The following is a 23771-nucleotide window of genomic DNA, read 5'->3' on the forward strand; positions in this document are numbered from 1 at the left end:
CCCACAGGTCGTTTTGCGTCTTGGCCACAAAGGCCCTGTAACCCCTACCCTTTCACAAGGATAATCGTTCCCAGCGGTGGGATAGTCACTTCCGCATGGGCCGGCATCCCGTGGCTTTCACCGTCATGCGCGGTCACCCCGCCGAAATTGCCCACGTTCGACCCACCATAAACGCTTGCGTCGGTGTTCAAAGCCTCCCGCCACTGGCCCGCCCGCGGCAGGCCGATGCGATAGCCTTCGCGCGGCATGGGCGTGAAGTTGCAGATCACAACCACCTCTGCGTCTTCCGGCCCGCCCCGGCGCAGCCACGACAACACGCTGTTGTCGGTGTCGCCGCCCTCGATCCACTGGAAGCCTTCGGGCTCGCAATCGCGGACATGCAGCGCGGGCTCGGCGGCGTAAAGCGCGTTCAGGTCCCGCACCAGCAACTGCACGCCCCGGTGCAGCCCACCCTGCGCCGCGCCCCAGTCGAGGCTGGCATCGTGGTTCCATTCGTGCCGCTGGCCGAATTCCTGCCCCATGAACAGCAGCTTCTTGCCGGGATGGCCCCACATGAACCCGTAATAGGCGCGCAGGTTCGCGAATTTCTGCCAGTCGTCGCCCGGCATCTTCGCCAGCATCGATCCCTTGCCGTGCACGACCTCGTCATGGCTGATCGGCAGGATGAAGTTCTCGCTGAACGCGTAATCGATGCCGAAGGTCATCTTGTGATGATGATGCTTCCGGTGCACCGGGTCTTCCTGGATGTATTCGAGCGTGTCGTTCATCCAGCCCATGTTCCACTTGTACCCGAAGCCAAGACCGCCCTGGTCGACGGGGCGCGACACGCCGGGATAGGACGTCGATTCCTCGGCCACGGTCATGATGCCGGGGCAGGCGCCGTAGGCGGCAATGTTCATCCCCTGCATCATCGCGATCGCTTCGTAATTCTCGCGTCCGCCATCCTTGTTGGGCACCCATTCGCCCTCTTTCCTGCTGTAATCGCGGTAGAGCATCGAGGCGACGGCATCCACGCGCAGCCCGTCGACGTGGTACTCCTCCAGCCAGTACAGCGCGTTGGCCTGCAGGTAATTCGCCACCTCGCGCCGGCCGTAATTGTAGATCAGCGTGTTCCAGTCCTGATGATACCCTTCGCGCGGGTCGGCATGTTCGTAAAGGTGCGTGCCGTCGAACCGCGCCAGCCCGTGATCGTCCGCCGGGAAATGCCCCGGCACCCAGTCGAGGATCACGCCCAGCCCCGCCGCATGCGCGGCGTTCACCAGGTCGCGGAACTCGTTGGGCGGGCCGAACCGGATCGTCGGCGCATACAGGCCCACCGGCTGATAGCCCCACGATCCGTCGAACGGAAACTCGGAAATTGGAAGCAGTTCCAGATGGGTGAAGCCCATCCACTTGGCGTAATCCACCAGCTCGACCGCCGCCTCGCGATAGCTGATCGGGCGGCCGTCCTCGCGGCGCTTCCAGCTTCCCAGATGCACCTCGTACACGCTGATCGGCGCGGTGCGTGCGTTACGGTCCTGCCGGTCGCCCATCCACGCATCGTCCGTCCAGCCATAGCCGCGCAGGTCGCGCACCACGCTGGCCGTCTGCGGCGGGTGCTGCGCGCCGAACCCCACCGGGTCGGCCTTTTGCGGGACATTGCGCCCGTCCGGCCCGACAATCGCGTACTTGTAGGTCGCGCCTTCGCCGATGCCGGGCAGGAATATCTCCCACACGCCGGTCGTGCCGCGCCGGCGCATGACGTGCCGCCGCGCGTCCCACGCGTTGAAATCACCCACCACCGCCGCCACCTGCGCCGACGGCGCCCAGACCGCGAAATGCGTGCCGTCGACACCTTCATGCGTCATCACATGCGCGCCAAGCGCGTGCCAGAGTTGCCGGTGCGAGCCTTCGCCCAGAAGGTATTCATCCATCTCGCCCAGAACCGGGCCGAACCGGTAGGGATCACCCATCGCCCAGATGCCGCCCGCGTCGTTCTCTCCGACCAGCACGTAGGCACCGTCTCCCGGCACCTCGCCCCAGAAGAGGCCCGGCCGATCCAACAGCGGGGCCAACGGATGCAGCACCTCGCCCACCTTGCCCGCCATGCGCGCCGCGCCGGGATCGAACGCCAGCACGTACCGCGTGCCGTCCACCTCGTGCGGCCCCAGCAGCGCGAAGGGATCGCCGTGCCGCCCTTCGATCAGGGCGAGCGTGTCGTCGGGTGTGCCGGGCAAATGCGCAATCATGAAAATCCCAAATCGTCAGTCAAACAGGCTCTCCGCACCCCAGATGTCGGCCATGTAGCCGCGGATCGTCCGGTCGGAACTGAACCAGCCCGACCGCGCGATGTTGAGCCCCGCCATCCGGGTCCAGCCCGCGTCATCGGCATAGACCCGGTCGGCCTCTCGCTGCGCGCGCCAGTAGTCGGTGAAATCCGAACTGACCAAGAAGTAATCCGGCCCGGTCAGGTTGTCGACAATGGCGTCGAACCCCGCGCCGAACATGCCCGCGCGCACCGCCCTGATCGCGGCGGCCAGCCGCGCGTCGGCCTTCACGGCCTTGGCCGCGTGGCCCGCCACCGCGCGGCGCCTGACGACCTCGTCCGCCGTCATCCCGAACAGGAAGAAGTTCTCGGCCCCCACCCGTTCGCGGATTTCCACGTTGGCGCCATCCAGCGTGCCCATCGTGGGTGCCCCGTTCAGCGCGAATTTCATGTTGCCGGTGCCGGACGCTTCCTTGCCCGCGGTCGAGATCTGCTCGCTCAGGTCCGCCGCCGGGATCAGGCGTTCAGCCATCGAAACGTTGTAATTCGGCAGATACGCCACCTGCAGCACATCCCGCGTCACCGGATCGGCATTGACCACCTTTGCCACCGAGTTGATGAGGTGAATGATCTCTTTGGCGAACACGTATCCCGGCGCCGCCTTGCCGCCGAACAGTTTCAGGCGTGGCGTCCAGTCGCCGTTCGGCGCGTCCTTGATCGCCTGCCACAGGGCGATGGTTTCAAGGATGTTCAGATGCTGGCGCTTGTATTCGTGGATGCGCTTGATCTGCACGTCGAACATCATCGCCGGGTCGGCCTTGACCCCGTGCTCGGCGGCCATCCAGCCCGCCAGGTCGACCTTGTTCGCGCGCTTCACGCCGGCCAGCGCCTCGGCAAAACCGGCATCCTCCAGATGCGGCTCCAGCCCCTGCAACTGGTCAAGGTCCGCGACCCAGCCGTCGCCGATCGCGCCCGTGATCAGGCCCGCGAGGCGCGGGTTGCAGGTCTGCATCCAGCGGCGCGGCGTGACGCCGTTCGTCTGGTTCAGGATGCGACCGGGATGCAGCGCGTTGAGATCGGCAAAGACCGTCTCTTTCATCAACTCCGTGTGCAGGGCCGACACGCCGTTCACCCGGTTGGCCGCGATGAAGCTCAAAACGCCCATCTGCACCGCCCCGTCCGCGCGGGCCGCGACCTTGCGTTTCGGATGCGCCCTTGCATGGGCGGCATCGATCCGGTCCACGATGTCGAGGTGCCGGGGCAAGAGCCGCCCGAACAGCCCCTCGTCCCAGCGCTCCAGCGCCTCGGGCAACAGCGTGTGGTTGGTATAGTTCAGCGTCTTCTGCGCCAGCGCCAGCGCGTCGTCGAACGCCATTCCGCGTTCATCCGTCAACAGCCGCACCAATTCCGGCGCGGCGACGGCGGGGTGCGTGTCGTTCAGCTGGATCGCCACCTTGTCGGGCAGCGTGGCCAGCGCGTGGCCGCGTTCTTCGAACCGGGCGAGGATGTCGCGCAGCGCGGCGGCGGTGAAGAAGAACTCCTGCTTCAGCCGCAGTTCCTGCCCCTCGGGCGTGGTGTCGTCGGGGTAGAGCACGCGCGAAATGGTGCGCGCCAGCGCTTCTTCTTCCGCAGCGCCCGCGTAATCGCCCGCGTTGAACCGCGCCAGGTCAAAGGGCTGCACCGGCCGGGCCGAGAACAGCCGCAGCGTGTTGGTCCACGCCCCGTCCCAGCCGATCACCGGCAGGTCGGACGGTTCGGCAATGACCGCATCGGCGGGGTACCACCCGGCATCCGATGCCGTGCCACCGAACCCGATCGTCTGCCGTCGCGCCATGCGGCGCAGCGCCCACGGGCTGCCATCGGTCAACCACGTCTCGGGCGCCTCGGCCTGCCGCCCGTCTTCGTCGAAGGACTGCTTGAACAGCCCGTGTTCATAGAGGATGCCATAGCCATAGGCCGGGCAACCCAGCGTCGACAGCGATTCAAGGAAACAGGCCGCAAGCCGCCCAAGCCCGCCATTGCCAAGCGCGGCATCGGGTTCGGCCCGCAGAACGGCGTCGTAATCCGCGCCGTGACGGTCCATCAGCGCGCGGGTCTCGTCCGTCAGATGCAGGTTCGTCAGCGCGTCTTCCAGAACGCGGCCGATCAGGAACTCCATCGACAGGTAATTGACTTCCTTCGCCTCGGCGAGCCGCGCGGGCGACGCACCCGCCGTGGCGCGATCCCGCACCGCCAGCGCCAGCGCGCGCCACCAGTCGTCAAGCCGCGCCTCACCCGGCGACACACCCTGTCGGGTCTGCAAGTGCCGCTCGACCTCGGTCGAAAAGGAGCCGTTGGTATTCACAAGATCCCGAGCCATGTCCTGCGCCTCGTTTTGTCGTATCACACTGCCTTGTTCCGGCTTATTGGCGACGTCCGAGGCGGGAATGCAAGCGCTAACATCCCCTGTTTTTCAAGCGTTTCAGGCCGTGAGACGCAAAGACGTCTCGCGCGGGATCGAATCGAACAGGCGGCGATGCGCATTTCCCCACTCCGCGATGCAGGATCCGCGCACCGCGTCCTGCAACAGCGCCATGCGCGCGCGCTGCTCTTCTTCGTCCATCGACAGCGCCTGCAGGATCGCCTGGTCCATCGACTTGTGCGAGAACGGGTTCACGATCACGGCGGCATGCAGCTCCACTGCCGCGCCCGCGAATTCCGACAGGACCAGCACGCCCTTGCCGTCGGTGCGCGCGGCGACGAATTCCTTGCAGACAAGGTTCATCCCGTCCGCAAGCGGCGTGATCCACGCCACGTCGGCCTTCTGGTAATAGGCGACAAGCTGGTCGAACGGCACCGCATTCGACATCAGAGACACCGGCTGCCAGTCCAGCGAGCCGAAGCGGCCATTGATCCGCCCCGCCGTCTGCTCGATCTCGTTCTGCACCTCGGCATAGACGGCCATGCCGCGGTTGGCGCTGACCGATACGTGCATCAGGCGCACCTTGCCGTGCAGGTCGGGGTTCGCCTCCAGCACGCGTTCGAAGCTTTCCAGCTGCTCGACCCCGCCCTTGGTGTAATCGGTGCGGCCCACGGAAAGGATCAGCCGCGCCTCGCCCAGCTCCTCACCGATACGCTCGGCCAGCTCCGCCGTCTCGGGTGCCTGCGCGCGATCACGGATGAAATCGACGTCAACGCCCACCGGCGCGACCGACACCGTGACCTGCCGCCCGTCATGCACCAGCCGCTCGACCATGCTGCGCTCGGTCAGGGCGGTACCTTCGGAAATCAGGTGCTCGGGCACAGGCTGGCGCGTGTCGACGTCCACGTCGAACAGCGACTGCGCCACGCTGACGAAATTCGCGGCATAGCGCGGGATGTGGAAGCCCACGATGTCGGCGGCCAGAAGGCTCTGAACGATCTCGCGCCGCCACGGCAGCACGTTGAAGATGTCCGCCGACGGGAACGGCGTATGGTGATAGAAGGCGATGCGCAGGTCGGGGCGCATCTGGCGCAGGTATCCCGGCACCAGCCACAGGTTGTAATCGTGCACCCAGACCACCGCGCCAAGCGCCGCCTCGGCCGCCGCGGCTTCTGCGAAGGCATGGTTCACCTCGCGGAAGTTCTGCCAGTCGACCGGGTCGTAATTGTAGCGCTCCTTGAAGGCGTGCAGGATCGGCCAGAACGCCTCTTTCGACGTGACGTGATAGAACTCGCGCACCTGATCGGCGGTCAGCGGCAGGCGGGACACGGTGTATTGCCCGTGCGCATCATCCATCTCCACCCGCTTCTCGAACCCCGGATCGGCGGGATCGTCGGCCAGCTTCCACGCGATCCACGCCCCGTGATCGACCCGCCCGAAAAAGCTTTTCAGCGTCGGCACGATCCCGTTCGGAGAGCTGTTCTCCCGGTACTCGATCCGGCCATCGACCTCCACTTCCTCGTAGGGCTGGCGGTGATACACGATGACAAGATCGGAAGACATGGCGCGTCCTTTCACGAATGCGGATGGGGTTCAGGAAACCGGATGCAGGTCGAACGCGCGGATCGCCTCAAGGATCCCTGCCGCGCCGCTTGCCTTGGCGAAATGCGTGCGCGGCACGTCCTGCAAGGCCTCCAGCAAGGCGGGCTCTGACCGGCCCACCGCGACGGAAGGCACCGACAATTCCAGCATCGAGCGGTCGTTCAGCGTGTCGCCCGCCGCCAGCACCCGGTCCTCGGGCACGCCCAGATGGCCCAGCAGGCGCCGCAGCGACGGCCCCTTGCTCACGCCCTTCGGCAACACGTCGAGGTAGGAATCGTCCGACATCAGCACATCAAGGCCCATGCCCTCGATCACCTCCAGCACGCCGGGGTCGAACGCGTCGGGGTCAAGGTCGTAACTCACGCGGTAGCGGAACGCGGTCGGCTGCAGGGTCAGGCCCGGCGCGTCGGCCAGCGCGGCGCGCACCCGGTCGCCCGCGTCGTTCCAGCGCGCCGCGATCTCCGCCTCCAGTGCCGGGATCGGGCGGATCTCGTCCTCGATCACCCGCGCGATGGTCGTGCCCACGTCGCCCACCACGTATTCCGGTACCGGCACGCCGTAGGTGTCGCACAGGTCGAGGATAAAGTCCGGGTCCCGCCCGGTGACAAAGATCAGCCCGATCGTGGCGCGGTTGTCCTCGACCAGGTTGTAAAGCGCCTCCCGTGCCGAGGCCCGGCCACCCAGGAAGGTGCCGTCCAGATCGGTCGCAAGGAAGAACCGCGTGCGCGCGGCGACGCCTGCATCGGGATGGATGGGCGCAAGACTGTTCATTCCGGTACCTCCGAACCTTCGGCCATGGGATGGGTGAAGGCGAGCGCCATCGTGTCGGGCTCCGCCAGCAGCGGGCGCGCCCACAGGGCGGCAAAGCTCGCCTGCAGGTCGGCCCCGTCATGCAGGATGGCGCGCACCGTCTCGGTCACCGGCATCGCCACGCCCAGCCTCGCAGCCAGATCGCAGACGTTGATCGCGTTCAACTCGCCCTCGACGACGACGGGCCGCCCCTCGAAACACTCCGCTCGCGGGATGCCCTGCCCCAGCTGCGTCCCCAGCGCCATATTCCGCGACGTGGTCGACGAACAGGTCAGCGACAGGTCGCCAAGGCCCGCAAGCCCCATCACGGTTTCGTCGCGCCCGCCAAGCGCGCCGATCAGCGTGCGCATCTCCTGCAGGCCCAGCGTGATCAGCGCGGCGCGCGTGTTCTCGGCAAACCCCGCGCCCGACATCATCCCGCAGGCGATGGCGATCACGTTCTTGACCGCGCCGCAAATCTCCACCCCCGCCACGTCGTCCGAGATATGGGTGCGGAAATTCAGGCCCGACAGGGTGACCGACAGCCGCGCGGCGGGGCTTTTCTCCGGCGCCAGCCGGTCATCGCGGCCAAAGGGGAAGGCGACCGTCGCTGCCGTGGGATGGCGCTTGACCGCCTCGGCCGCGAAGGTCGGGCCGGACAGCACGCCGACCGGGTGGCCCGGCAATTCCTCTTCGGCGACCTGCGTCATAAGGTAACCGCTGCCTTCCTCGATCCCCTTCGCGCAGAGCGCCACGGGCACGCCTTTCGGCAGATGCGGGGCGGCTTGCGCGCAGATTTCCCGGACTGCAGCGCTCGGCACCACCAGCAGCACGACATCGGTTTCGCGCAACGCGTCCGCCATGTCGGTGGTCGCGGCAATGCCTTCGGGCAAGGGAATGTCGGGCAGGTAAGCGGGGTTATGGGAGGTCGCATTGATCGCCTCGGCGATCGCCTCGTCGCGCACCCACAGGCGCACGTCCCGTCCCGCGCGCCGCGCAATCGCGGCAAGGGCCGTGCCCCAGGCACCGCCGCCCAGAACCGTCACGGACCGGTATGGCGCGCCCGAGCGCAAGGGCCATCCTTGTGGCGCAGTTGGCGTCATGAACATGAGGTCGCTCTGTTTGGAGTGGCTGCCGGGGTTCACGCAGCCAACGTGCGGGGGAGCGAATTGTTCCCGCGTGTCAGGGCCCGCGCAATACCACGCGACAGTTGCACCCTGCAACTTCCGCGACGGCAGTCCCGATCCACTGGGTCAGGTGCGTATCGACATAGGTGGCAAGGAACCGGCTGGGCGCGACCAGTTCGATCCGCTCCTCGGTATCCGCCACGCAATCCAGCGGCGCCACCCACGAGGCAAAGCGCGCGGGATCGTCCGCCGCCAGCCGCTCGGCCACGCGGGTCCATCCCGTTCCCGTCTCACTGTCGCCCGTGACGGGCGCGCGGTCCGCGAGCCGGATCACCTGCGCGGCGGCGGGCGCGGGCCGGGACGCTTCCATCCGGTCGGTGAAGTCTGGGCCGACCCGGTCCCATGCCGGTTGGGTCAATTCCCAAAGCCGCGCCATGTCGATCCGGTACCGCGCCACCCTGCCCCGCGCCGCCTGGCTGCGCTGCACCAGCACGCCCAGCGTCACCCAGTGCCGCATATCCCGCTTCGCCGTCCGTTCGCTCACCTGCCACAGCCGCGCCATCTCGCGCTGCCCGACAGACAGTTCGTCCCGCTGCCAGTTGTAGCGCGCCGTGATCAGCGTCATCAGCCGCAAAGCGATGACCGGCGGTCCCAGCGCCGCGCCCAGCCCCGCCGCGCCAAGCGCCGTGAGCACATCATACTTGACTGCGGCCGCACCCGGCCCCAACACCTTCTTCTGTGGTGTGGACATCGCTCCTGTCGCCTCTGCCGTCGACCTCTTTGGGCCGATTCCCGTGTTGTCCACAGCAGGCACCAATTCCCGTATTTTGTCAACGCCGGTGAAATTACGGGAATTCAAACCAGAAGAAAGAATCCGGTATCATTGGTATTGGGTGACACGCATCATGTCACCCTATTCGCGGCTCTGTGTCACCTCAAATCGGTCATTGGGTGACAGGACTGTCCCCTCGATCCCCCGTGGCACGTTGCGCGCGATTCGCAACGGCTCGGCGGAAAACGGGAAAAATCGAAGATCGCACTTTGCGCATTTCCCGAAATCCCGTATTTTCGGACACAACGATAAATGACACGAGCTTTGCCCCATGCGCAACCATTCCGATCTGCAAGCCATGAATGCCCGGTCGCTCGCCCAGCAGGCGGCAGTGCGCCGCGCGACCTTCGATCCCGGCGAGGTCAAGGCGCTGCGCCCCTTCTCGATCTGGGAGATCTCGACCTTCATGTTCGACGTCCCCGCCGACACGCTGCGCAAGAAGCTGGCCGAGGACCCTTCCCTGCCCCAGGGCGAGACCGAGGAGGATGGCCGCCAGCGCTGGTTCACCTTGGACGAGATCAACGAGCTGCGCCGCCGCCTGCGGTTCCGGGGCAAGCGCCTCCTGCCCGAACGTCCCGCTGGCCGGGCGCTGCGCGTCGCTGTCAGCAACTTCAAGGGCGGCGTCGGCAAGACGGTCGTGGCCCAGCACCTCGCCCACGCCGCCGCGCTCGACGGCTACCGCGTGCTGGTGGTCGACTTCGACCCGCAGGCCACGCTCACCCACTCCATGGGGCTGGTCGAGGTCAAGGAATGGCACACCGTCTGGGGCATCATGTGCCGCGACCTCTGCCGAGAGGCGGACCGGATCATGGCCACCTATGACGACCCCGACGACTGCCCCTACCCCGCCGCCGACGAGCTGCCCGAAGACGTCCAGTCGATCGGCGCGCAGCGGGTGCAGGATTTCATCCAGCCCACCTGCTGGCCCACGATCGACATCATCCCAAGCTGTGCCAACGCCGCCTTCGTCGAGTTCGCCAGCGCCCAGTACCGCGCCCTGCACAAGGCGTGGTCCTTCTTCGGATGCGTCGCGCGCTACCTCGACGAGTTGCCCGACGACCAGTACGACCTGATCCTCTTCGACTGCCCGCCCGCCATCGGCTACCAGTCGCTGAACGCCGCGTTTGCGGCTGACATCCTCTATATCCCCTCCGGCCCCGGCTATTGGGAATACGACTCCACCACCTCCTATCTCGGCCAGCTTGGCGACGCGATGGAGGATATCTCGGACGGGTTCGGCGCGCTGGCAGCGGACGCTGGCCTTACCCTTCCGAAAGGCTTCCGTGACATCCGCCTTCTGATGACCCGGTTCGAAAACGGCAACCCTTTGCACACCGCCATGATGGACGCCTTCCGCAACGTGTTCGGCGCCGACGTCTGCCAGAACCCGGTAGAGATGACGCGCGCGGTCGAACAATCGGGGCGCTTCCAGCGCTCGATCTACGAACAGGATTACCGCGACATGACGCGGGAGACATGGAAGCGCGCGCGCCACAGTTTCGACCGGGCCTATGACGAGTTCAAAGGCACGCTGCTGAAGGCCTGGCGCGACGAGCCGCAACGAGAGGTGGCGTGACATGAGCAAGAAGAACAAGTTCGGCTTCGGCCCGCTCGACCCCCCTGCCCCGGTCAAACGGGACCGCTCGGTCGGCCCGATGGGCGCGGCGGTGCGCGAGGTCGCCGAAAGCCTCACCCAGTCGACCGAGGCCAAGGTCGAACAGCGCAAGCAGAACGCCGAGGACGCCAAGTCCTGGCGCGCGGCACAGGAAGACGGCCGTGTGCTGGAACGCGTGCCGCTGGACGACGTCGATGCCTCCGACCTGCCCCGCGACCGGCTGGAGCTGGAAGCGGTTGCCGCGTCAGACGAGATGGAGGAACTGAAAGCGTCCATCCGCGAACGCGGCCAGAAAGAGCCGGTCGAGCTCTACGTCGACCGCTTCGGCGGGCTGCAGCTCAAGAAGGGCTGGCGGCGGCTGACGGCTTTGCGGCAGCTTTTCGCGGAAACGCGCGACGACGCCTATGCCACCATCCTCGCCCGGATCGACCGGGGCAGCGCCGACCGGATCAACCATTACGTCGACATGGTCGAGGAAAATGTGGTCCGCGAGGACCTGACATTTGCCGAGATGGCGCAGGTCTGCATCGCCGCCGCGCAGGACGATTTCGTCGATGGCTACAATGCCGAGGACATGGTGCTGCGCCTCTACGGCGCGCTGCACAAGATGAAGCGGTCCTACATCCGGTCCTTCGTCTTCCTGCTCGAAAACCTTGGCGACGATCTGAAGTGGCCCAAATCGGTCGCCCGGAACCTTGGCGTGGACGTCGCGCGCCGCCTGCGCGATGGCGGTGATATCGAGGGTCTGCGCGAAGCGCTGCGGGCCGCGTCCGACATTCCCGCCCAGATCCGCGCGCTCGAAGCGGTGCTGAAGCCTGACCGCCCTGCCCCCAAGGATGGCGACAAGGCGCGCGAGAAATTCGAGTTTCACGTGGGCGAGATGAAGGTCACAGCGCGGCAAGGCGAGTGCCGGATCGTGGCCCGCGCCGATTTCGCCAGCCTGCCCCGCGACCAGCTGGAACGCGCGATCAAGGCCTTCCAGGACGTGCTTGACGAACGCTCGGGCCCGCATGTCACGAACCTCTAGAAGGTAACCCATGGGTTACCTCACCCCGATCCGGACCATCTGACAGGGTAACCCATGGGTTACCCTGTTTTGGTTTTTGCGGTGGGTCTGGCGGCCCGAAGGTAACCCATGGGTTACCTTGGACGGGGGCGGGGCAGGTAACCCATGGGTTACCTCGGGCGGTTTGGAGGGTAACCCATGGGTTACCTCAGGGCGCGATCCACTGGCCGTCCCATGCCCCGTTTGCCCTTTGGAACACCGCCCGCACATGCCTGTCGCGGCCAAGATGCAGCACCTCCATGCGGGCGCAGGTCACGGTCAACACCGTGAACCGTGCAAGCTCCGCGCCAGGTTCAAAGGCGTCGGGCCCGTCCATCGGGGTGCCTGGTGTGGGCGTTCCGCCATAGACGTGGCGCGCGTGGTCCGGCATCCGCTCCCAATCTTCGGCGCTGCCGGGCGTCAATGTCGCGCGGCCCGCAAGGCGGATCTGCAGGTCCTGGCGCGGCACCCAGAAATGCAGCGCACAGCGCGGGTCGGCCGTCAGTTCCCGCACCTTGGCGGTGGCCGCGTCGGTCTGAAGCCGGGCGATGGCATCGGACCAGCCGCGTAGGACCAGCACGCGCTGCTCGGGCCCGTCGGCGCCGATTGTGGCCAGAACCGGGTGCCGGGCCGGGTGCCGGCGGTCGGCCACGCCGCGGGTCAGGGCGGTTTCGGCCATCTGAAGCAGGTCGGCCAGCGTTTCGGGGCGGTCACTCATATCCCGTCATCTCCAGGTATCCGCGCCCCTCGTGGCTGCCGCTGAACCGCAGCGGCCCCTCCCAGTAAGGGATCGAGGTCTGCATCCAGCTGTCGTCGCGCAAGGGTTCGGTTGTCACGTCCAGTCCGCGTTCGGGCAAAGTCAGGCGCCAGCGGACGGGCAGGGTGCGGCCCGCGACCCGCGCCGTGCCGAGGGGCGTCAACCGGATCCGGTTCGGGGCCAGCGGGGCAGGGGTGCCATCCGCAGAGATCCACGTGCCCGAGGTAAAGCGCGACCCGTCGCGGTCTCGCAAGCCGAAGGCCATCAACCGCTCGCCCGTGTCGAAGGACAGCGAGAACCAGTCCCACCCCGTCTGGTCGGGTGACAGGGGTTGCGACGACCACTCCCGGTCGATCCACGCCTCGCCCCGCACAACGACCCGGCCCTCTGCCGTCTCGATCTCCCCCTCGGCGGTCAGGAAGGGTTGGGAATAGTAGTAGCTGGCCTGCCCGTCCTCGGACTTGACCGAGTACCCGTCGTCCCCGTGCAGGACGAGCGGCCCGGTGGCCGTCAGGGACAAGGCATAGCGGAAGTCAGGCGCACGGGCGGCGAGGCTGAGGGCCGACATCGGATCGCCCGAGGTTGCGGTGCTGGTCATGTGCCAGTCGTCGATGAACGCGTCGAGCGGCGGCAGCACGTCCGCCTGCCCGATCCCGCCCCGCGCCCGCCGCTCGGCGCTGTAATGCGCATCCGGCGTCGTGAGGGCGGCGTGGCCCAGCCAAAGCTGTTGACGTCCCGGCGCGAGGGCCGAGCGGAACAGGGTCCATTGCAGGCCATAGTCCCTGCCGTCTTCGCCCGTCAGCGTCGCCGTCAGGTACCACCACTCGATCCGGTAGTCGGGGTGCGCGGCATGATCGGCGGGGAAGGTCAGGGGCGTTCCGCGAACCGGCACCGCAAAGCCTTCGGCATCGGTGCCAAGACCCGCGAAACCCTGTGCCAAGGCGGGCAAGGGAGCGCCCAGAAGGGCCGAGAGGAAAAGCCGCCTATCCATGCGCTGCAAAGACCCGAAGCAGCAGCACAGGGCCTGAACTGGACAGGCGCAGCGCGGGCCAGAGACTTGCGAGGACGGTTGCCAGAACCGCCCAACCAGCCAGCCGCGCCCAGTCCGCCGGGAAGACCGACATGGGCAGCCGCCAGCCGAAGGCCTGCACGTTGACAACCGCCAGCAGCACCCAGGCCAGCGCAAGGCCCACGGGGATCGACACCACGAACGTCACCAGCGCCAGCGCCACGCTTCGGGTGATGTCGAGCCGCGCAAGGAGTCGCACGGGCATGCCCTGCGCCCAGACGGGGGCCACCTGCGGCAGGCGCAGGTCGGACAGGGTGAGCAGGCTCATGAACAGCGCGAACCCCGCAACGGCGAGCGTCAGGACGTTCAGCGCCCCGGTCACGAGGAAGGTGCGTTCGAACACCGAAAGCGAGAACTCCTTCACCCGCGCCTGATCAACGATATTCGTCTCTGGAAGGCTGAATAGTGTCTGGATGTTGGACTTGACCTCGGCCTGCGTGCCGGGTGCCACGCGCAGTGCGAACCGCAGGATGGGCGGCGGGTCGATGCGGGCGGCCAGTGCGGCGGCATCGGCCATGACCTGTGGCCGCGTGTTGCCGTAGTCGGAATAGACCCCCAGTACCGGCGCCTCCCACCCATCCACGACCTGCACCGGGTCGTCGAGGGACAGGCCCGACCGGCGGAACAGTTGCTCGTTCACCAACACGCCCTCGCCCCGGTGCAGGGCGTCCCATACGTCGGGGCGGGCGGCCAGCAGGGGCCAGTGATCGCGGTAGAGCGGATCGTCGATGATGCCGTAGGCGGAACCGGGCTGGCCGTCGAGCATGGCGGGGACTGACCAGATCGGGATCACGGTTGTTACATCTGTAACCGTTTGGAGGTGGGCGCGGATGTCGCGCGCCTCGTCGGCGGTGCGGGCGGTGAGGTAGAGATCGGCGGCGAGGCGCTGGTCGAGCCAGCCGATGAAGGTGGTGCGGAACGACCCGACCATGGTCGACACGCCCACATTCGCCGACAGCGCCAAGAGCAGCGCCATCAGCGCCAGTGACAGGCCGGGCACCTGCTGCCGGGTGTCGGCCAGCACCCATTGCGGGATGCCGGGCGGGACCGCGCGAGAGGCCAGCCACAGGAGGGCCGACACCAGCGGCGGCAGCATCAGCGCGGCCCCGATCAGAAGCGCCGCGATGCAGGCGAACCCGGCGACGAGGCTGTCCCCGACCACCGCCAGCACCGAGGCCAGTGCGAAGAGGGCAAGCGCGGCGAGGGTTTGCCATCGCAACCCGATGCTCGCCTGCCGCGCCCAGGACGCCGATCCGGCGGCCAGCAGCGGCATCCGCCCGACCCGCCACAGGGCGGCGGCGGCGGCCAGTAGGGCACCGGCAAGGGTCATGGCGAGACCGGTCGCGGCCCAGAGCGGATCGAACCCGATCGCGGCATCGATCTGTGCGCCATAGAGCGCGCGGAGGGTGCCGGAGACGCCCGGCATCAGGGCCCGTGCCAGGAGGTATCCAAGCGCCAGCCCGGCCGCGCCGGCCAGCACCGCGAACAGGGACAATTCCATCACGATCGCGATCATCACGCGGCGCAGGGACACACCCATGGCCCGCAGGCTGCGCACTGTCCCGCGCCGCTGTTCGAAGGCAAGGCCGATGGCCGATTGCACGATGAACAGCCCCACGGCGAAGCTGAGCAGCCCGAAGGCGGTGAGGTTCAGGTGGAAGCTGTTCGTCAGCGCCGCGATGTCGCCCGAGGGCGCCTCGCGCGTCAGGTGCAGGTCGGTCACCGTGCCGATGGGCGGCAGGCCGAGGGGCAGGGGGCGGTCGAGGACGAGGTGGTCGAACCCGGTGCGGTCAAGCAGGCGGGCGGCGGTGGTTACGTCTGTAACGATTACGTCCGCGGGCAGGGTGGCGAGGGTGCGGATCGGGGGCAGGGCAGGGGGCAGGAGCGCGGCGGTTTCCGGCGCGGCCAGCAGGAGGCCCGGAGCGGTCAGGAATGTGGCGAGGTCGATCTGCCCGTCAGCAAGGCCCGCAAGCTCGGGCCGGGGCGGGGAGGTAAGCGGGTCGAGGCCGAGAAGGCGCACGGGGCCGTCGCGCCCCGGCAAGGTGCCCTCGATCACCGGGGAGACGGGATAGCCCGCGCGGCGGAGCGCGATGAAGTCTGCCTGCGTCACGGGGGTGCCATCGGGGTGCGACAGCAGGTCGAGACTGCCTTGCCCCAGGGCGGCGGAGGAGGCGGCATAGCTGGCCCGCGCCTCGGCGTTCAGGGCCTGCACCCCGGACCAGAGCGCGGTGGCAAGCATCAACCCGCCCAGCACCATCACCAGCTGCACCGGGCGTCGCCACCAGTGCGACAACAGCGCGCGCAGGACCAGCGCGGTCACGACAGGAGGCCTTTCGACAGGTGCACCTGCCGGCCGAGGCGCGCGGCGAGGCGCGGTGAGTGGGTGACCATCAGGCAGGCGGTGCCGGTGTCGGCGGCGAGGTCGAGCATCAGGTCGATGACCTGATCGGCGGTGTCCTCGTCAAGGTTTCCGGTGGGTTCGTCCGCGAAGAGCACCGATGGCCGCGCGGCCAGCGCCCGCCCGATGGCGACGCGCTGCTGCTGGCCGCCGGAAAGATCCTCGGGCAGGCGGTGGGCGAGGTTCGAGAGGCCGAGCCGCCGTGTCAGGGTGTCGCAGAGGTCGGGCTCGTAGCGGTCGGCGAGGCGTGACTGGAAGGCGATGTTCTGGGCGACAGTCAGCGAAGGGACGAGGTTCAGCGCCTGGAACACGATGCCGAACCGGTCGCGTCGGAGCCGCGCGCGGGCGCGGTCGCCGAGGCCTGTGATCTCTTCGCCATCAAGCAGGATGGAGCCGCTGTCGGGCGTGTCGAGGGCCGCAAGCAGGTGCAACAGGGTCGATTTGCCTGATCCGCTCTCTCCGGTCAGGGCGACGGTTTCGCCGCGCGACAGGCGCATCGACACGCCCGCCAGAACGGGCACCGGCCCGGAGGCCGAGGGGTAGGATTTGGTCAGGTCTGTCGCGTCGAGCATCGGCTGGTCCCGGGTTCGTCCGAGACATAGCGCGCGGCGGCGCGATTGCACATGGGGCAGGGCAGGGGTGGCCCGGCGGCGTCCGCCGGGCCGCCGGGGTCAGAACTTGGCCACGAGGTTCACGAACACGCCGCGTTCCTTATATTCGACATTGGTCAGGTCGTTGGTGGCCTGGCCCACGTCATAGCCGACGCCGATCTTGAGGTTGTTGCCAACGTGGCGGTAGATGGCGATCGAGCCGCCGGTGCGCGTGTCGCCAGAATGCGGCTGGTATTCCCACCGCCCCTCGATCGACAGGTCCCAGTTGTGCACCACGTGCCAGTCGAACCGGGCGATGGCGAGGTGGGCGTCGTTGCGCACGTAATTGTCAGTGCCGCGGTCGGCGGTTTCCCCGCTGCGGTAGCCGTATTTCAGGCCGACGGTCCATGTATCGCTCAACTCGTGCACGAGATCGGCGGAGAAGACGAGGCTGCGGTGGCGCGGGCCGTCGGTGGTGCCGTTCGCCGTGACCTGGTCCTCGCCCGGCTGGTCGTTGATGTAGGTGAGCCGGATCAGCGCGTTGGTGCGGTCATTGTCGGTCGGGCGGTAGGCGTAGCCGAGCGAGGCGCGCACGTAGTCGCCGTTGCGGAAGTCGCTTTCATCCGACCGCGACAGCACCGCGTCGAGCGATCCCAGCAGGTGCCAGTTGGGGCTGGTGCGATAGTCGAAAGCGGCGGACAGCAGAAGCGTTTCGCGGTCGCGGGCCGAGCCGATCCCGTCTTCGAGCCGGTATTCCAGCTTGGCGGAGGCGTTGAACGACTCGCCGTTGGAATAGGTCATGCTGACGGAATAGGCGAAGCGGTCGAAATCGCCGTTCCGGGGATCGGTCACGCGGCCGAGCTCGACTTGGGAGGCGAGCGTCCAGCGGTCGTTGGGCGTGTAGGTCACCCCGAAGGCGCGGGTCAGGGAGCGTTCGTTCCGGCCCGAGATGTAGGAATTCTCGGCAAAGGTGGACAGCCGCTTGTTGACGCGGTTCTTCGCCCCGAAGGTCAGCCGTTCGGCGGCGTCGGTGCCAAGGCGGCGGCTGTCGGGGTCCTGTGCGTAGCTGACGTAGAATTCCTGTCCTTCGGACGGGGTCCACGTGGCCTGCGCCACCGCGCCGAAACCGCCGGTGCCGTCTGACACCTCGCCCGAGAAGCGCAGGCGTTCGGACAGGCGCACATCCGCGCCCAGCCCGATCCTGTCGGCGCGTTCCAGGCCACCGTCGAGCGCCAGCGTGGCGCGGGCATAGCCGTAGACGGTCAGGTCCTCGGACGGGCTGTAGGTGAGGCGCAAAAGCGCATCTGTCCGCTCGCCGGTCTCTGCCGGGGTGCCGGGGCGGTCCTGGTGTAGCCATGCAAGGCCCGCCGCCAGTTCCAGCGAGGGCGACAGCGCGTAGGTCAGGCTGATTTCGGCCTCGTCCGTCTGCTCACCCCCCGACTTGCGGAAATGTTCACCCGAGAAGCGCAGCGTCGCCCGGTCCGACAGGCCGATTTCGCCGGCGATGCCGACCAGTCTCTGGTCCTCGCTGATGTCGTGGGAATAGGTGGAAAAGCCAGCCTCGATCGATTCGGCGTAGAGGTCGATGAAACCGGGCGCGGCGATGCCGAGATCGGACAGGGCAAGGTGCGCGTCGAAGCGGTAGGCGCGGGCGGAAAGGCCCGGCGCCCCGGAACTGGCCAGCGCGTCGATCGTCAGGCCGCCATCGACTGACAGCGTTTGCCCGAAACCGGGGCCTTGGGATTGCGCGACCTCGAACTCGGCAAAGCTGTATTCGCCGAGGGCGAAGCGCGCATCGGCGCCGATCATGCGCTGGTCGGCGGTGCCGGTATCGTCGCGCATGGCGGTGAAGCCCAGCGTGATCCGGTCGTTCGGGCGCAACTCGATCCGGCCGCCGACCGATCCGCCGTCGACCGACCCGAGCGCGGGGGTGTTCTGGTAGGTGACCACCAGCCGCACCACGTTGTCGCCGCCCGGGTTGGACTGGATCAGGCTGCCATCGGGTGCGGACCGGCCAAGGGGCGACGACAGCAGCAACACGCCCTGCAGCGGGTCAAGCTCGTAATCCTGCCCCGCCACCAGCGTGCGCGAATCCACGATCCGGCCGGTGCGCGGGTCGATGGTTTCAACCGTAACCGTATCGGAGCCGGGATGGATGTCCTGGTGCGACAGGAAGTAGGCCGAGCCGCCCGTCGCTTCGAGCACGTCGCGGCGCGAGGCCATGTCGCCCTGCGCGGCATAGCCGAGGACGCGCAGCACCGGCGCGCCGTCCTCGGTCCGGCGGCGGCTTTCATGGGTGACGCGCGCGCCGTAAAGCGATTGCGTGTTGCGCAGGAAATGCGGCTGCGTGATCGCGAGGTCGAAATCGCCCCACAGGAATTCCGTCTGCGGGGTTTCCACCTTGAGGTAGAACCGCCCGCTGGTGGGCGTGTCGTCATAGGCGGTGCTGTTGTCGCCGTAGGTCGGGTAGAACGCATCGTCGCGCAGGCGGCCCAGCAGGGTCAGCGGGTCTTTCTGGTCGAGGCGGCTGAACGCGTTGGCCAGCGATCCGTGCCCGGTATCGGCCGAGGCGGTCACGCTCACGTTGTTCTGGAACGTGCCCTTCAGGTAGAAGGCCAGCCGCCCGTCGACCGAGTCCGTGGTTTCGGAACTGCCGTCGCTGTTGTCGCGGATGCGGCGGTTGGCGCTGATATCGGCGATGCCGACGAAGAACAGGTCGCGTTCGGGCACCTCGATATCGCGGACCAGCCGTTCGCCCGCGACGCCGTCATGCGGGTCGATCCGGACGTCGACGGCATGGGTGCCCGCGGGCAGGATCCTCTGGGTGACGAAGGCGCCGCCCTGGTCGACGGGGATGGTCTCTCCCATGACGCGGACGGTCTGGCCGGGGGCGAGCGCGTCGCCATGCACGGTCACCGCGCCGCCGCGCACCTTGAACTGCGCGATGCCGGTGCGGTCCTCGCCCTCGCCCGCGGCGATGACCGGGCCGGTCAGGTCGGGATCTCCGCCGCGCGCGGAGCGGTGGAGGGGCAGGGGGCGCGTTTCGTTGTACCGCCCGTCGGCGTCGTAGACCCGCAGGACGTAGGCGAAATCGCCCGACCCGGTGGCGGGCATGGTCCAATTCGCCTCGCCGTTCGGTGCGACGGGGATCTTCGCGGCGATTCGGCCGTTGTCGCGGCGCTGGCGGTCGATCACGCGGATCTCGGCGCGGGCGATGTAGGCGGGGTAGTTGGTGGAGGCGCGGAAGGTCACCGCGCCGTTGGCCGGGGCGGTGCTGCGCAGGTCGCTGGTCGACACGTTGAGCCGGGGCTGGATCACGAGGCCATCGAAGGTCACGTCGACATTGGCGCGCGACAGGGCGATGTCCTGCTGGCGCTGGACCACGCGCGGCGCGGGTGCGCCGGCGATGGTCTCGCCGTCGATCGAGATCGAGAAGCCGGCGGCGCCCAACCCCGCCGAGCTGTCGGCGGCGATGACCTCGCTCGTCTCGCCCACCGGCATCGACACGACGGTGTCGGCATTGTTGCGGTCGGTGCACAGGTACCTGTCGGTTTCCACGCAGTCGTCCTGCGTCTGAGCCTGTGCGAGGCCGGCGATGCCGGTGCAGAGCGCACTTGTCGCCAGGTAATATCCCACGGTCCGCGCGAGGCCGCGCGGCCTGGCCTGCTCGAAATGTTTCATCTCGATCCCCTCATTAGTTACCCGCTCACCTCGGGCGGACGATGGTCCGCTCGACGTGCAGTTTGTAGGCGCCCACCCCGCGCCATGCTTTGCGGAGATACGCCTCCGCGCGACGCAGCCTCTGCCGGGCTGCCTGTCTCTGGTTCTCGGCCGTGATCCGGTAGCTCAGGCGCACGGTGCTGGGCGTCCGGCGGATCTGCTGGACCAGCGTTTCGATCCCGCGGCGCAGGTGCACCGACGGCTGGCCGTTGGCGTCGAAGGCTGCCGCTGCAAGGTCCACCCGGACGACGCGCATCTGGGCGACGCCGAAATTCAGGCGGGTCATCTTGCCGGGAGTGACCCGCACGACACGCGGGTTTTCCGTGGTCAGGCGGGCGCCCGAGGGCAGGCTGCGCGTGTCGAGCTTCAGGATGAAGTTCTGGCCGGGTTGGTCGGGCAGGGCGGCACAGGGCACGTGGTAGCGGCCATGCGCATCGGTGGTGATGCGGGTGCCGTCCACGCCCGCGAGGCGCGCGCCCTTGATCCCCGGTTCGCCCTTGTCCTGGCGGCCGTTGGCGTTGCGGTCATCGAACACCTTGCCGATGATGTCGCTGCACTGGAACACCGGTTCCGGGCGCAGGTGCACCGTGGCGGTGGTCACGCTGCTGATCCGCCGCCCGGTGGCCAGTTCGACCACGTAGGCGCGGTTGACCAGCGCCCCGGCGGGCGTTCCGGGCAGGATGCGCGCGGTATAGGTCAGCGTCACGTCCGAGAAGGGCGCAATCGTCAGGGAGGCGAACCGCAGGGTGCGGCCACGGACCTGCACGTTCACCGCGCGGCCGTCCACGCGGGCGCTGTCCGGTTCGAACCGCATGCCGTTCGGCAATTCGTCCACCAGCACCAGCGGCGCCGTCAGGCCGGGCCCGTCATTGCGCAGCACGACCGTGTAGGGCACCGCGTCGCCAAGGCTGACCTGGCTGAGGCCCGCCGTTTTCGTCGCCGTCACGGTGGAGGGCGGCGTTGCCGGGACCACCGCCAACTGCGACGGATCGTTGACGAGGTTGCCGTCGTCGTCGCGCCCGTCATCCGAGGTATCCTCGGCCACGATGTCGGTCGTGGTGCCGTTCACGACGGCCTGCGAGGTGCCGAACACCGACAGCTGGATGCCGCCATCCGCCACGTCTTCGGTCCGCAGCACCTGGCGCAGTTCGTAGGTCACGACCTCGCCCACCGCGATCGACCCGACCGAGGAGTTAAGGCTGGCCGCCACGAACACGGGCGCCCCGTCCGGCGTTGCCCCGCGTCCCGTCATGCTCGACAGGGTCGGGTAGAGCACGAGGTTCGACAACGGCGCGTTGCCGGTATTGGTCACGGTGATGGTGAACACCGCCGTGTCGCCCACGCCGTCGACGCCATCGCCATTGTCGACAAGGCGGTTGGTCACGACGATATCGAGGCCCGGTTCCGGTGCAATAGTCACGGTTTCGGTGACCTCCGAACAGATGTCGGGATGCGCGGTCGCACAGATCCTGTAGCGCGCGGTATAGGTCCCGGCATCCAGCCCGGACGCAACCGACAGCACGCCGGTGGCCGGGTCGATCGCGAGCCCGTCATCGGCGTCCAGCGGCGTGACCTGAATGGTTGCGAGTGTAACGGCAGCGCCGTTCAGCGTGTCGCTCGTCAGCACCGAGCCCATGGGTCCGCCATCGGACGACACCGTGTCGAAGGTCTCCGCCACGGCGGTGATCGCGATCACCTGCAGGGTTTCGGTCACCTCGGCGCAATTGCTCGGCACCGCGGTTTCGCACAGGCGGTACGAGACCTCGTAAGTGCCGTGCGGCGTGCCGGGTGCCACGCTCACGACCCCTGTGACAGGGTCGAGCGTGATGCCGTCCTGCCCGATGGGCGAGGTAAGCGTGATCGTCACCGTCGCCGGGTCCACGACTGCCCCGTTCAGCGTGTCGTTGCGCAGGATGCTGGGCAGGGTGCCGCCCGCCACGCTCGACACCGCGCCCAGGTCGCCACCTTCCACGACCAGCGGCAGGGCGTTGACCTCGACCCTCTCCACCGCGGTGGTACAGGTGTCGCTGTCGGTCGCAAGACAGATTTGGTAGGCGATTTCGTAGGTGCCGGGCAGGGTCTGTGCGCCGACGGCGATCTCGCCCGTGTCGAGGTTCAGCTTGATGCCGGGGCTGCCGATGTCGCGCAGCAGCGTGATCTCGACCATGTCGGCCAGCGCAGGCGTGCCGTTCACGCTGTCATCGTGCAGGATCGACATTGTCCGCCCGCCGACGCCCGCATCGAACGTGCCCAGCAGGCTGCCATCGGCCACGAGCGTCGCGGCGCGCACCTCCACCTTTTCGGTCGCCTCCGCGCAGTTCGTCGGGAAGGCAAGTTCGCAGAACGTGTAGGTGAGGGTATGGGTGCCGGCGGGTGCTTCGGCCCCCAGTGTCATGATGCCCGTGTCGGGATCGATCGACAGGAAGCTCGACCCGTCGGTTGCAAAGGTCAGGGCCGACCCCATCATGCCGTGCAGCGCGCCGTAATCATAGGTATCGCCGGCGCCGAACACCTGGCCCACGACCTGCGGTTCGTCCTGCGCAGGCATGACGAATACCGGTTCCGGCGCGGCGGCGAGCGGCATCAGCATGATCTGGATCGTTTCGGTCGCCTCGGCGCAATTGTCGGTATTGGACGCGTCGCAGATCATGTAGGGCAGGGTGTAGGTACCGGGGAGCGTGCCCGCGGCGACCATGATCTCGCCCGTCGCGGTGTCGAGGCTCAGCGCATCGCTGCCGCCGTCTTCCGCCGTCAGCACGACATTGGCACCGTCGCCCACGGACGCTGCAAGGCCCGAGACGCGGTCATTCGCGTCCTCCAGTGCCGAACCTGCACTTTGAGAGCTGGTGTTGGCCATCAGGACCCGGACAGGTGCCGCGCCGGCGACGATTGCCAGGTCCTCGACCGTGACGGTTTCGGTGGCCTCGGCGCAATTGTCGGTATTGGCCGCCTCGCAGATGCGATAGCGCAGGGTGTAGGTGCCCGAGGGCGCGCCCGCGGCCAGCGTCATCGCGCCGGTTTCGGCATCGAGCGACAGCACGCCCGCGTCAACCACAACCGACAGGATGACGGTCCCGCCGGTGCCGGGCTGCGCCGCTATCCCGTTCAGGGTGTCGTTGGCGGGGTCGAGCACGCTGCCCACGTCGATGGCATCATCCGATGCCACGACGGTGCGCACAGGCTCTGTCCCGGCGGCAATCGGCGTGTCGATCACGCGCACCCGCTCGATCGCGGTGTCGCAATTGATCAGGAAGCCCGCGTCGCAGATCCGGTATTCCAGTTGGTAGAACCCGGCCGACGTGCCCGCCGCGACGGTGATCGTCCCGGTTTCGGGGTCAAGGCCAAGCTGGGGCGAGGTCTGACCCCCGTCGACCAGCGACAGCACCACGTTGCCACCCGTGCCGGGCACGGCGGAGACGTTGTTCACAAGGTCGCTGTTGGCGCCCAGAACCGGACCCGTCAGGATCGCGTCGTCGGACCCGGTCACGGTGAACAGGGGCTCGGGTTGCGCAAGGATCGGCTGCCCCTCGACCACGACGGTTTCCGTCGCCTGGTTGCAGTTGGTCGGGTAGGAGGCCTCG

At 67.7% G+C, this 23771-nt stretch carries 14 protein-coding genes; 2 read left to right on the forward strand and 12 right to left on the reverse strand.

Features of this window, described 5'->3' with window-relative positions; translation table 11 throughout:
- Positions 1–44 precede the first annotated feature (44 nt).
- From glgB to ATO11_RS18770, 6 genes are all read right to left on the reverse strand, one after another.
- Positions 45–2228, reverse strand: coding sequence for a 1,4-alpha-glucan branching protein GlgB (glgB, locus tag ATO11_RS18745; protein WP_050532459.1), 2184 nt, complete (start codon positions 2226–2228; stop codon positions 45–47).
- A 15-nt stretch (positions 2229–2243) separates the two neighbouring features.
- Positions 2244–4604, reverse strand: a complete 2361-nt coding sequence (locus tag ATO11_RS18750; protein WP_050532460.1) for a glycogen/starch/alpha-glucan phosphorylase — start codon at positions 4602–4604, stop codon at positions 2244–2246.
- Positions 4605–4706: 102 nt separating this feature from the next.
- Positions 4707–6209, reverse strand: a complete 1503-nt coding sequence (gene ggpS, locus ATO11_RS18755) for a glucosylglycerol-phosphate synthase (RefSeq protein ID WP_050532461.1) — start codon at positions 6207–6209, stop codon at positions 4707–4709.
- A gap of 30 nt (positions 6210–6239) precedes the next feature.
- Positions 6240–7019 (reverse strand): HAD-IIB family hydrolase, encoded by a 780-nt coding sequence (locus ATO11_RS18760; RefSeq protein ID WP_050532462.1) that lies wholly within the window; start codon positions 7017–7019, stop codon positions 6240–6242.
- A complete protein-coding gene (locus ATO11_RS18765) occupies positions 7016–8083 on the reverse strand; it encodes an NAD(P)H-dependent glycerol-3-phosphate dehydrogenase (RefSeq protein ID WP_341271337.1) in 1068 nt (355 codons plus the stop codon). Before ATO11_RS18765 ends, ATO11_RS18760 begins: the two co-directional genes overlap by 4 nt.
- Positions 8084–8219: 136 nt before the next feature.
- Positions 8220–8915, reverse strand: coding sequence for a DnaA N-terminal domain-containing protein (locus ATO11_RS18770; RefSeq protein ID WP_134643168.1), 696 nt, complete (start codon positions 8913–8915; stop codon positions 8220–8222).
- Between the two features lie 352 nt (positions 8916–9267).
- Between ATO11_RS18770 and ATO11_RS18775 the strand changes: the two genes are divergently transcribed.
- On the forward strand, positions 9268–10572 hold the full coding sequence (locus ATO11_RS18775) for an AAA family ATPase (protein ID WP_110553783.1): 1305 nt from the start codon (positions 9268–9270) through the stop codon (positions 10570–10572).
- Between the two features lies 1 nt (position 10573).
- Positions 10574–11638: a ParB/RepB/Spo0J family partition protein gene (locus ATO11_RS18780; RefSeq protein ID WP_050532464.1), complete on the forward strand. Its 1065-nt coding sequence runs from the start codon at positions 10574–10576 to the stop codon at positions 11636–11638.
- Positions 11639–11825: 187 nt separating this feature from the next.
- On the opposite strand, the gene ATO11_RS18785 is transcribed toward ATO11_RS18780, so the two are convergent.
- The 6 genes from ATO11_RS18785 to ATO11_RS18810 all read right to left on the reverse strand — a co-directional run.
- Complete coding sequence (locus ATO11_RS18785) at positions 11826–12374, reverse strand: pyridoxamine 5'-phosphate oxidase family protein (RefSeq protein ID WP_050532465.1); 549 nt, start codon at positions 12372–12374, stop codon at positions 11826–11828.
- A complete protein-coding gene (locus ATO11_RS18790) occupies positions 12367–13404 on the reverse strand; it encodes a lipocalin-like domain-containing protein (protein WP_050532466.1) in 1038 nt (345 codons plus the stop codon). Before ATO11_RS18790 ends, ATO11_RS18785 begins: the two co-directional genes overlap by 8 nt.
- Entirely contained in the window at positions 13397–15802 is a 2406-nt protein-coding gene (locus ATO11_RS18795; protein WP_423212720.1) for an ABC transporter permease, read from the reverse strand. The genes ATO11_RS18790 and ATO11_RS18795 overlap by 8 nt, the downstream gene beginning before the upstream one ends.
- Complete coding sequence (locus ATO11_RS18800; protein WP_050532467.1) at positions 15799–16452, reverse strand: ABC transporter ATP-binding protein; 654 nt, start codon at positions 16450–16452, stop codon at positions 15799–15801. The genes ATO11_RS18795 and ATO11_RS18800 overlap by 4 nt, the downstream gene beginning before the upstream one ends.
- Before the next feature lie 99 nt (positions 16453–16551).
- Positions 16552–20151, reverse strand: a complete 3600-nt coding sequence (locus ATO11_RS18805; RefSeq protein ID WP_050532468.1) for a TonB-dependent receptor — start codon at positions 20149–20151, stop codon at positions 16552–16554.
- A 25-nt stretch (positions 20152–20176) separates the two neighbouring features.
- Positions 20177–23771: DUF11 domain-containing protein (locus tag ATO11_RS18810; RefSeq protein ID WP_134643169.1), on the reverse strand; the 3595-nt coding region annotated here is incomplete at its 5' end.

Source organism: Pseudaestuariivita atlantica, from assembly GCF_001205715.1.
Classification (GTDB): Bacteria; Pseudomonadota; Alphaproteobacteria; order Rhodobacterales; family Rhodobacteraceae; genus Pseudaestuariivita; species Pseudaestuariivita atlantica.